This is a genomic window from Nonomuraea wenchangensis (genome assembly GCF_900111685.1).
Lineage (GTDB): Bacteria > Actinomycetota > Actinomycetes > Streptosporangiales > Streptosporangiaceae > Nonomuraea > Nonomuraea wenchangensis.
Map to the genome: position 1 here is coordinate 120,060 of NZ_FOHX01000003.1, position 10,182 is coordinate 130,241.

Sequence of the window (10,182 nt, forward strand, 5' to 3'; positions counted from 1 at the left end):
GTGAGCCGTAGGTGTCCGGGGTTCGGCAGAATGCTCGTGTGCGTGTTGGATTGTTGGGGCCGTTCGAGGTCAGGGGCGGCGGCGGAGACCTGGTGGAGGTCCCCGGGGCCAGGTTGCGTGCGTTGCTGGCGGCGCTCGCGCTCGAACCTGGCAAGATCGTCGCCCGGTCGAGGCTGGTCGAGTGGATCTGGGGGGAGCGGCCGCCCGCGGACGAGGTCAACGCGCTGCAGGCGCTGGTGTCCCGGCTGCGCAGAGTGCTGCCGGACGGTGTGGTGGAGGCGGACGCCGGCGGATACCGGCTGGTGCTGAGCGGCGATGCCGTGGATGTGTGCCGGTTCGAGCGGCTGGTCGGGGAGGCGCGGGCCGCCGAGCCGGCGGAGCGGGCGGAGCTGTTGCGTTCGGCTCTCGGGCTGTGGCGCGGCGCGGCCATGGCGGAGGTCGGGCTGCGGGACAGCGAGTTGTTCGATGCCGCCGTCGCGCGCCTGGACGAGCTGCGCATGGCCGCGCTCGGCGACCGGGTGGAGGCGGACCTGCGGCTCGGGCGGGGCGCGGAGCTGGTGTCCGAGCTGAGCGATCTGGTCGCCACCTACCCGCTGCGTGAGGGGTTCGTGGCGGCGTTGATGCGGGCGCTCGCCGAGACGGGGCGCGGGAACGAGGCGCTGACCGTCTACCAGCGCACCCGCGAGCGGCTGGCCGACGAGCTGGGCGCCGACCCGTCGGCCGAGCTCTCCGCCCTGCACACCGCGCTGCTGCGGGGCGAGCTGGGCGGGCGGGCGGACGCGCGCCGGACGAACCTGCGCGCCGCGCTGACGAGCTACGTCGGCAAGGACGACGACCTCGCCACGGTCGCCGGGCTGACCGCCAAGCACCGGCTGGTCACGCTGACGGGGCCGGGCGGCTCCGGCAAGACCCGGCTGGCCACGGAGACCGCGCGGGCCGTGCTCGCCGAGCTGCCCGACGGCGCGTGGCTGGTCGAGCTGGCCCCGTTACGGGCGGGCGGCGACCTCGCCCAGGCCGCGCTGACCGCGATCGGCCTGCGTGACCAGGCGCTGCTCGGCGCGGCGCGGGCCGGGGAGCCGATGGACCGGCTCGTCGTCGCGCTCAGGGAGCGGGCGATCCTGCTCGTCCTGGACAACTGCGAGCACGTGATCGAGGCGGCCGCGGCGTTCGCGGACCGGCTGCTGGGCGAGTGCCGCGGGCTGCGGATCCTCGCCACGAGCAGGGAGCCGCTCGGCATCACCGGGGAGGTGCTGTGGCAGGTCGAGCCGCTGGCGCTGCCCACGGACCCCGCCGGGGCCGGGTCCTCGCCCGCGGTGCGGCTGCTGCGGGACCGTGTCGAGCTGGTACGCCAGGACCTCGGCGGCGATCCGGGCACCCTCGCGGCGATGGCCAGGATCTGCCGGGCGCTCGACGGCATACCGCTGGCGATCGAGCTGGCGGCTGCGCGGCTGCGCACCATGTCCGTCGAGCAGCTCGCGCATCGGCTGGACGACCGGTTCCGGCTGCTGACCGGCGGCAGCCGTACGGCGCTGCCCAGGCACCGGACGCTGCGCGCGGTCGTGGACTGGAGCTGGGACCTGCTGAGCGAGGCGGAGCGCGGGGTGCTGCGGCGGCTCTCGGTGTTCGCGGGCGGGGCGAGCCTGGACGCGGCCGAGGCCGTGTGCGGTGACGGTTCCGATGGCGAGCTGACACTGGATCTGCTCAGTGCGCTCGTGGAGAAATCGCTGCTGCTCGCCGACGCGGAAGCCGAGGGCATGCCGCGTTACCGGATGCTCGGCACCATCAGGGAGTACGCGGCCCACCGGCTCGTCGAGGCCGGCGAGGGCGAGCGGACCCGCCGGGCGCATCTCGCGTACTTCACCGAGCTGGCCGAGACCGCCGATCCGCACCTGCGCCGGGCCGGGCAGCTGGAGTGGCTGGCCCGGCTGGACGCCGAGCGCGACAACATCGGTACGGCCCTGCGCGGCGCGATCGACGAGGGCTGGGCCGAGGAGGCGATGCGGCTGGTCGGGGCCGTGGGCTGGTACTGGTTCCTGCGCGGGCAGCGGATGGAGGCCATCGAGCTGAGTGTGGCGGCGGCCTCCCTGCCGGGTGAGGTGCGGGACGAGGTGCGGGCGATGGCGTACACGATCGTGACGATCTTCGTGACCTCGGGGCCGGGCCGCGACCAGTTCGAGGCGCGGGAGTGGATCCAGGGGGCGCACCGGCTCGGCAGAAACGGCCGCCGCCACCCCCTGCTCGGGTTCGTCGAGCCGCTGGAGCGGCTGGTGCGGGAGCCGGCGGGGTTCCTGCCCGCGTTCGAGCCGCTGATCGCCGACGACGACCCGTGGGTACGCGCGCAGGCGCGGCTCTCGCGCGGCCGGCTGCGGCTCACGCTCGGCGGCGACGAGACCGACGTGGACGCCGACATCGAGACCGCGCTCGCCGAGTTCCGCGCGCTGGGCGACCGGTGGGGGATCTCGCTGGCGCGTACCTATCTGGGCGACCGGCTCGCCATGCGCGGCGAGTTCGGCCCGGCGTGCGAGCACTACGAGGAGGCGGGCGCGGCCCTGGAGGAGGTGGGCGCGGACGAGGACGTGATCGGTCTGCGGGCGCGCCAGGCGCAGCTCTACTGGCTGCTCGGCGACGAACGCTCCAGCGCGGCCGCGATGGCCGAGGCGGAGCGGCGCGCGGGCGGGATCGCCTGGCCGGACGTGCTCGCCGACCTGGCGCTCGCCAAGGCGCAGCTGGCCCGCTGGCGCGGCGAGCCGGACCGGGCGCGACGCCTTCTGGATGCCGCGGATCCGGAGCTCAGCGATTGGACCCGGGCCTGGGTCATGGACCTGTACGGCTACCTCGCCGAGGACCTTGAGGAGGCTCGCGGGTGCCGCCGTTCGGCGTTCGACGCGGCCGTGGAGACGGCGTACCCGCCGCTGATCGCCGGGGCGCTGGTCGGGATCGCCGATCTCGCGCTGCGCCAGGGACGCCACGAGCAGGCCGCGCGGCTGCTCGCGGCGAGCGAGGGCGTGCGCGGCACGCCGGACCGCTCGCTGCCGGACGCCGCCAGGATCGCCGCGGCCGCGCGGGACCGTCTCGGGGAGGCGGGGTTCGCCGAGGCGGACGGCGAGGGCCGGCGGCGGGACTGGCGAGAGCTGGCCGAGCTCGCCCTCGCTCCCTGAACGCTGGATGCCGGGTCGGGCTATATTCAGAAAGGGGGACAAAAGCCCCGAGGAGGGAGAATCCTCATGCCTGGCAACAAAGGAGTCAAGTACGAAGGCCCAGGCAAGGTCGAGGTCCACGAGATCGACTATCCGGAATTCACGCTGCAGGACGGCCCCGGCGTGAACCCGGCCAACGTAGGCCGCAAACTGCCGCACGCCGCGATCATCAAGTCGGTCGCCACCAACATCTGCGGCAGCGACCAGCACATGGTGCGCGGTCGCACCACGGCGCCACCCGGCCTCGTCCTAGGCCACGAGATCACCGGTGAGGTCGTCGAGACCGGCCCCGACGTGGAGTTCATCAAGAACGGCGACCTGGTGTCCGTGCCGTTCAACATCGCCTGCGGGCGCTGCCGCAACTGCAAGGAGGGCAAGACCGGCATCTGCGAGAACGTCAACCCCGACCGGCCCGGCTCGGCGTACGGCTACGTCGACATGGGCGGCTGGGTGGGCGGGCAGGCGCAGTACGTCCTCGTCCCGTACGCGGACTGGAACCTGCTCAAGTTTCCCGACAAGGACCGGGCGATGGAGAAGATCCTCGACCTGGCCATGCTCTCCGACATCTTCCCGACCGGCTTCCACGGCTGCGTGACCGCCGGGGTGGGGCCGGGTTCGACGGTCTACATCGCCGGCGCGGGCCCGGTCGGGCTGGCGGCGGCGGCGTCGGCGTTCCTGCTCGGGGCCGCCGTGGTCATCGTCGGCGACCTGAACGAGCAGCGCCTCGGCCAGGCCCGCAGCTTCGGCTGCGAGACCGTCGACGTCTCGAAGGGCGACCCGAAGGACCAGATCGAGCAGATACTCGGCGAGCCGGAGGTGGACTGCGCCGTGGACGCGGTCGGCTTCGAGGCGCGCGGCCACGGCAGCGAGGCGGAGACGGAACGCCCCGCCACGGTGCTCAACACGCTCATGGACGTCACCAGGGCGGGCGGCGCGCTCGGCATTCCCGGCCTGTACGTGACGGGCGACCCGGGCGCCGCCGACGAGGCGGCCAAGCAGGGGTCGCTGTCCATCCGCATCGGCCTGGGCTGGGCGAAGTCGCACAGCCTCGCCACCGGCCAGTGCCCTGTCATGCGCTACAACCGGCAGCTCATGCAGGCGATCCTGCACGACCGGGTGCAGATCGCCAAGGCGGTCAACGCCACGCCGATCCCGCTGGAGGAGGCGCCGCGCGGGTACCACGAGTTCGACGAGGGCGCGGCACGCAAGTACGTCCTCGATCCGAACGGCATGCTGCCCACGGCAGCGTGACACCCGTACTGGACAGGTTTAGTCATGCTTTTCCCGACGAATCATCAATAACAGCCTCATTGCATTGCATTTCCGGCATTGCTTTGGGGGGATTCGTGCCATACAAACCCCTTCAGAGATCTGGAGGGGTTGTATGGCGGGGATTACTGGCCGGCGCGTGGTCCGGGTGCTGGCGGCGACCGTGGGGGGCGCCGTCGTGGCCGGGGTCGTGGGCGGCGGAGCGGCGCGGCTGTTGATGAGCCTGATCACGATCGCGGCGGCCGAGGAGAGCACGTTCACGCTGGTCGGCACGCTGGCCGTCCTGATGGTGTTCGGCGTGCTCGCCGTGCCCGCGGCGCTCACCGCGACCGCCCCGACGGTGGTACGGGTCGGCGGCCGGTGGGTGACCGCTCTCCTGACCGGGTTCGGCGTGGCGACCACCGGGTTCTCCGACGGCGCGGCCATCATCCTGGCGCCCGACTCGCGCATGACCCTCATCGCCGTCCTGGTCGTCGGATTCGGCGCCGTCGTGGCCGCGCACGGCCAGATCGCCCAGTACGCCTCTCGCCGCCTCGCCGGCGACGCCACCCGCCCCGCCGCCGCCACCACCGGACCGGAGCCCGCCCTGGCCTGACCCCGGCGCTCGCGGTCCACCGCGATCTGTCGGTGGCGGTCGTTACCGTCGCGCCCATGATCGCTTCTTTGGCACGGGCCGCCGTGGCGGCGCGGCGCGGCGAGGTGGCCGCATGAATCCCTGGCGGGAGGTCCTCGACCGCATCGAGGCGGGCGACGACCGGGACCTGGCGACGTTCCTGGACGGCCTGAGCGACCTCGGGCGGCGGGCGGTCGCCGTGCAGCTTCACGGGCACCTGACCGAGGAACTGCGCGGCGGGTTCCTCGCCCGGGCCGACATCGAGGGCCTGGCGACCGGCTTCCGGCTGGCCGGAGCGGCCTGTTTCACCGGCGCCGAGCAGGTCGCGGCCTGGCTCGACCGCAGGGAGCTGCGCCGGCCGCGCGATCCCGACCTGGACACCGCCCTCCTCCTCCCCCGGCTGCGCCGCCGCCCCCTGGAGTGGCGGCGCGACCTCGCCGTCCGGCTGGCCGCGCGGCTCCGCCCTGCGACCGGCCGCCGGCGGTGGCAGCGCGAGGAGGGCGTGCCCGGCTGGGACCTCGTCGCCGCGCTGGTCGCCGACACCGGCCTGGAGCCGCCCGACGGTGACGCCTTCGTCGTCGGCTGGGTCTGGCGGCTGGCCCGGCGGTGGCCCAGCGAGGACCTGGGTCTCGACGCCGATCCGCTGCTCGACGCCCTGCTGCCGCGCCTGTTCCGGGCGCAGGGCGTGGCCGAGCCGCTGGGGCGGAGCACGGCCATGAGCGAGCTGGCCGCGCTGGCTCGTACGGGCCGGGTGCCGCGCGCGACGCTGGTCGACGGGTGCGCCTCCCGGTTCCTGGCCGGGGGCCCGGACGCGGAGATGATGCCGTTCGTGTGGCTCTGGCGGCTGCTCGCGCCGGAGCCGCCGGAGGTCCCGGTGCTCGACCTGGTGCGCCTGCTGCCGTCGGCCGGCGCCTCGGTAGCCGAGCTGGCGGTGGAGGAGCTGCGGCGGGCCGAGGAGGCGGGGCTGCTGGACGACGAGCTGTTCGCCGAGGCGGTGGGGGCGCTGGCGTACCGGCCGGAGAAGAAGCTGGTCGAGGAGGCGGTGCGATGGGCGGCGCGGGCCACCGGCCCCCGGGGCGGCGGGACGGTGCCCGCGCTCGCCGCCGTGTTCGACGTGGACGATCCCGCCCTGCGGGGGCGGGCGGTGCGGCTGGCGGTCCGGCTGGCCCCGTACGCCGGTGAGGCGGGCCGGGACGCGGTCCGCGAGGCCGCCGCGCGGCTGCCCGCCGACCTGCGCGAGCGCGTCGCCGCCGGCTACGGCGAGGTCGCCGGGGCGGAGCCGGAGCGGCCGGTCGCCGCCGTGCTGCGCGCGCCCGCGCCGCCCGCTCTCGCGCCGCCGATCGCCTCACCGGCCGAGCTGGTCGCGGAGCTGCGGGCGCTCGACTGGCGGAGCGAGCCGGCGCGGTGCGAGCGGGCTCTGGGCGGGCTCGTCGAGCTGACCCACCGTGACCGGGCGGCGGTGGCGGCGGCGCTGCGGCCGTGGTGGGAGGAGACCCTGCCGGACGGGGCCGCCGCCGGGCGCGATCCCGAGGAGGAGACCTACCTGTACGGGTTCGGCCTCAGCTCCTACGACAGGGGCATTCCCTCCCTGGTGCTCCACTGCGCGCTGGCGGTCGTCGCGCCCGCGTGGAGCCGGCGGCTGGCCCGCGACCACGACTCCTCGGAGTGGGCCTGCCGGCGGCTCGTCCGGCGGCGGCTGGAGGAGGTGATCGCGCTGTTCGAGGACGGGCGCACGGTGCCCGCCCTGCTCGCCACGCCGACCTCGGCCACCGGGCACGTCGACGCGACGGTCCTGGTGGAGCGGATGGAGCGGCTGGAGGGCGGCGAGCCGCTGCCGGCCGACTTCGAGCAGGCGCTGCTGAGGCTGCCCCGGCGCCACGACCCCGAGCTGGTCGTACGGGCGGAGAAGCTGCCCGGCGAGGCGGGGCGGACGCTGGCCGCCTGGCTGCGGGACGGCGGATGGCCGGATCCGGTCGTGCGCGTGACGCCGTACGAGGACGAGCGGTCGCACGACAACTACAGCCCGCGCAGCTGGTCCCGGCGGATGCGGGTGGAGGTCGTGGCCCCCGCGGGCCTGCCGGCGTGGCTCGCCGGGTCATGGGGCGTCGACCAGCGCGGCCGCGCCTACCTGTCGTCTCCGGAGGACGCCCTGTGGGGGCCGCTGGTGCTGCCGTCGCACCGCGAGCTCGTGGCCGCCGCCCTGGTGCGCTTCCAGCCCTGGGTGTCCGACTCCAACGACGCCAGGACGACCGTCCTCGCGGCCCTGGCCCACGGTGACGGGCCGGTGGGCGCCGCCACCGCGATGCTGATCGCGGGCGGGCTGGGGCACCGGCGGGACGCGCAGCGGGCGGCGGCGGCCGAGGCTGCGCTCACGCTCGCCGCGCGCGGGCAGCTTCCGGCGGCCGACCTCGGGCGGGCCGTCGCGCGGCTGGTCGAGGCCGAGTTCGTGGTGCTCAAGCGGATCACGGCCGCGCTCGACGACCTGACGGCGGCGGGCGCGCACGCCGAGGTGTGGGCGGTGCTGGCCGAGGCTCTGCCTGCCCTGCTGCCCCGGCCCGGCGAGCGGCCTCGCGCGGGGTTGGGCGAGCTGCTGGCGGTCGCGGCGCGGGCCGCCGCGCTCACGGGGGCGCGCGGCGAGGTCGCCGGGCTGGCGGAAATGGCCGCGCGCAAGGGGTCGAGCCGCGTCCTGTACGAGGCCCGCCACCTGCACGAGACGCTGACGGCCACCAGCAGTACGTGACGTCAGTTCTCGTAGCGGGCCCGGCGGGCGACGGTCTCGAAGCCGAGGCCGCGGAAGAGCGCGGCCGAGGCCGGGTTGTTCTCGTTGACGTCCAGGAAGACCTCCGTCGCGCCCGCCGCCCGCATCCGCCCGAGCGCGGCGACGGCGAGCGCCCGCGCCAGGCCGCGCCGCCGCCATTCGGGCACCGCGCCGACCTGGATGAGGAAGCCCTCCGCGCACGCGACGAAACCGGCGGCGGCGCCGTCCGCCGTACGCGCGACCAGGGAGCAGCCGGGCAGGAACTCGTCGTCCACCAGCCAGTCCACCCACTCCTGCCGGGACCAGCCGGGGAAGCCGGGCCGGTCGGCGAACGACGCGGAGTAGGCCGCGTGGAAGACCTCCTCGGTGGCGGGCGACCACTCCTCCACGGCCAGCTCCGGCGGCAGCGGGACGTCCGGCAGCGGCAGGGCCAGGTCGCGGCGGAAGACGTCCTCGGCGAACGTCCGCCGGAAGCCGCGGGCGCGGAAGAGCGCGTCGGCCTCGGGCGTCAGCGACTCGGTCTCCAGCCGTACGGGGCCCTTGGCCAGCCGGTCAAGCAGGTCCGAGCCGAGCCCCTGCCCCCGGTGGGCGGGGTCGACCAGGCCGGTCACGGCCGTCGCCTGGCCGGCGGGGCCGGCGGCGGCGCAGGCGACCAGACGGCCGCCGGCGTACGCGCCCACCCCGGGTCCGGCGGCGTACCTGCGTTCCAGGAAGGACGGGGAGGTGGTCGCCGGGAGCCCGCCGTCGTGGGCGAGGCAGCGCCGGGCGAGTTCGGCGATCGCCGGCAGGTCGGCGGCGGACAACGGGGCCCACTCGATGGTCACCTACTGCTCCTTCTCCTGGGGGTGGCTGATCATTATGCCTGGCGCGCGCAGGAAGACGGCGGCGACGAGGACGCCGAGCAGGACGAGGGCGGTGTTGGCCGCGACGGCGACGAGGACGCCGTGCCGGATCGCGCCGGCCGAGATCGCGCCGCCGGTCACGGCGGTGACGATCGCGGACATGATCGGCGTCCCCATGGTGATGCCGACCTGCTGGGACATCGACGCCAGCCCGGTGGCGAGCCCCTGCTGGTGGTCGGGCAGGCCCGCCGTGGCGGTGACCATGAAGCCGACGATGACCAGCATGTTGCCGACGCCGCCCAGGAACGTGGCGGGCAGCAGCAGCGCCATGGCCGCCCCCGTGTCGCCGAGCAGCAGCAGGGCGGCGGTGCTGACGGCCTGCAGCAGCCCGCCGCCGACCAGTACGGCGATGGTGGAGGTGCGGGCGATGACCTTCGGCGCGAGCAGGCCGCCGGCCACGGTGCCGAGCCCGAGCACGCCGAAGGAGAGCCCGGCCGCGAGGGCCGAGAAGCCGAGGGTCTTCTGCAGGTAGAGGGTGAGCAGGTACACCAGGGACGTCTCGGTGACGAAGGCGAGCAGCCCGATCAGGTTGCCCCAGGCCACGGTCGGCCTGGCCAGCACCCGCAGCGGGACCAGGGGCTGGGCGGCCCGGCGCTCGACGAGGAGGAAGACGGCGAGCAGGGCCGCGCCGGCGAGCAGCCCCGTCACCGCGTACGGGTGCGTCCAGCCGTGCTCGCCGGCCTGGGTGAGGCCGTAGACGACGCCGAGCAGGCCGAGGGTGACGCTGAGCGCGCCGGGCAGGTCGAGCCGGGGCCGGTCGGCGGGCCGGGACTCGGCGATGACGGCGGGCGCGACGACGAGCACGGCGAGCGCGACGGGCACGTTGACGAAGAACGCCCAGCGCCAGGAGAGCACGTCGGTGAGCACGCCGCCGAGCACCGCGCCCGCCGTGAACCCGGCGGACATGAGGGCGCCGTTGAGCCCGAGCGCCTTCTGCCGCAGCGGGCCTTCGGGGAAGGACGTGGTCAGCAGGGCCAGCCCTGAGGGGGTGGCGGCGGCGGTGGCGAGCCCCTGGGCGACCCGGGCAGCGATGAGGAGCTCGGGGGTCGGGGCGAGCCCGCCCACGAGTGAGGCCACGCCGAGGAGCGCGAGGCTGCCGAGGAAGATGCGTTTGCGGCCGAGCAGGTCGCCGATGCGGCCGAAGAAGAGGGTGAACCCGGCCGCGCACAGGGCGAAGGCGGTGGCGATCCACTGGAGGCCGCCCAGGGAGAAGCCCAGGTCGTCGCCGATGGCGGGGAGTGCCACGTTCAGGATCGAGAAGTCGACGGCCAGCATGAACTGGGCGACCAGGAGCACCGCGAGGGTGACCCGATGGCGGCCGGTCAGGAGGGGGGCGGGTGCCGGGAGGGGGTGGGTGATGGACATGAGGGGGCTTCCTCTCGACCCTAAATGGGTCTGGAGTTCCGTTAAGATGAGGGAACGGTAGCACCAGCTACCGCCTTA

General features: G+C 74.9%; 6 protein-coding genes. 4 read left to right on the forward strand and 2 right to left on the reverse strand.

Annotation, left to right across the window (positions count from 1 at the left end):
* Positions 1 to 38 precede the first annotated feature (38 nt).
* The 4 genes from BMW85_RS08895 (at position 39) to BMW85_RS08910 (ending at position 7,819) form a co-directional block, all read left to right on the forward strand.
* The gene (locus tag BMW85_RS08895; RefSeq protein WP_091079236.1) at positions 39 to 3,158 is read left to right on the forward strand and encodes an AfsR/SARP family transcriptional regulator; all 3,120 of its coding nucleotides are present in this window, start codon (positions 39 to 41) and stop codon (positions 3,156 to 3,158) included.
* A 66-nt stretch (positions 3,159 to 3,224) separates the two neighbouring features.
* Positions 3,225 to 4,448, forward strand: a complete 1,224-nt coding sequence (gene fdhA / locus BMW85_RS08900) for a formaldehyde dehydrogenase, glutathione-independent (protein WP_091079239.1) — start codon at positions 3,225 to 3,227, stop codon at positions 4,446 to 4,448.
* A 133-nt stretch (positions 4,449 to 4,581) separates the two neighbouring features.
* The gene (locus tag BMW85_RS08905; protein WP_143082151.1) at positions 4,582 to 5,061 is read left to right on the forward strand and encodes a hypothetical protein; all 480 of its coding nucleotides are present in this window, start codon (positions 4,582 to 4,584) and stop codon (positions 5,059 to 5,061) included.
* A gap of 112 nt (positions 5,062 to 5,173) precedes the next feature.
* Positions 5,174 to 7,819 (forward strand): DUF7825 domain-containing protein, encoded by a 2,646-nt coding sequence (locus tag BMW85_RS08910; RefSeq protein WP_091079243.1) that lies wholly within the window; start codon positions 5,174 to 5,176, stop codon positions 7,817 to 7,819.
* 2 nt (positions 7,820 to 7,821) lie between these two features.
* Here the strand turns inward: BMW85_RS08910 and BMW85_RS08915 are convergent, their stop codons facing one another.
* Together BMW85_RS08915 and BMW85_RS08920 are read right to left on the reverse strand one after the other, a co-directional pair.
* On the reverse strand, positions 7,822 to 8,661 hold the full coding sequence (locus BMW85_RS08915) for a GNAT family N-acetyltransferase (RefSeq protein WP_091079246.1): 840 nt from the start codon (positions 8,659 to 8,661) through the stop codon (positions 7,822 to 7,824).
* Positions 8,662 to 10,104, reverse strand: a complete 1,443-nt coding sequence (locus BMW85_RS08920) for an MFS transporter (protein WP_091079249.1) — start codon at positions 10,102 to 10,104, stop codon at positions 8,662 to 8,664.
* Positions 10,105 to 10,182 lie beyond the last annotated feature (78 nt).

Coding starts and splice junctions, on each gene's coding strand:
- BMW85_RS08905 (WP_143082151.1), top strand. CDS start 4,582: ATGGCGGGGATTACTGGCCGGCGCGTGGTCCGGGTGCTGGCGGCGACC.
- BMW85_RS08910 (WP_091079243.1), top strand. CDS start 5,174: ATGAATCCCTGGCGGGAGGTCCTCGACCGCATCGAGGCGGGCGACGAC.
- fdhA (WP_091079239.1), top strand. CDS start 3,225: ATGCCTGGCAACAAAGGAGTCAAGTACGAAGGCCCAGGCAAGGTCGAG.
- BMW85_RS08920 (WP_091079249.1), bottom strand. CDS start 10,104: ATGTCCATCACCCACCCCCTCCCGGCACCCGCCCCCCTCCTGACCGGC.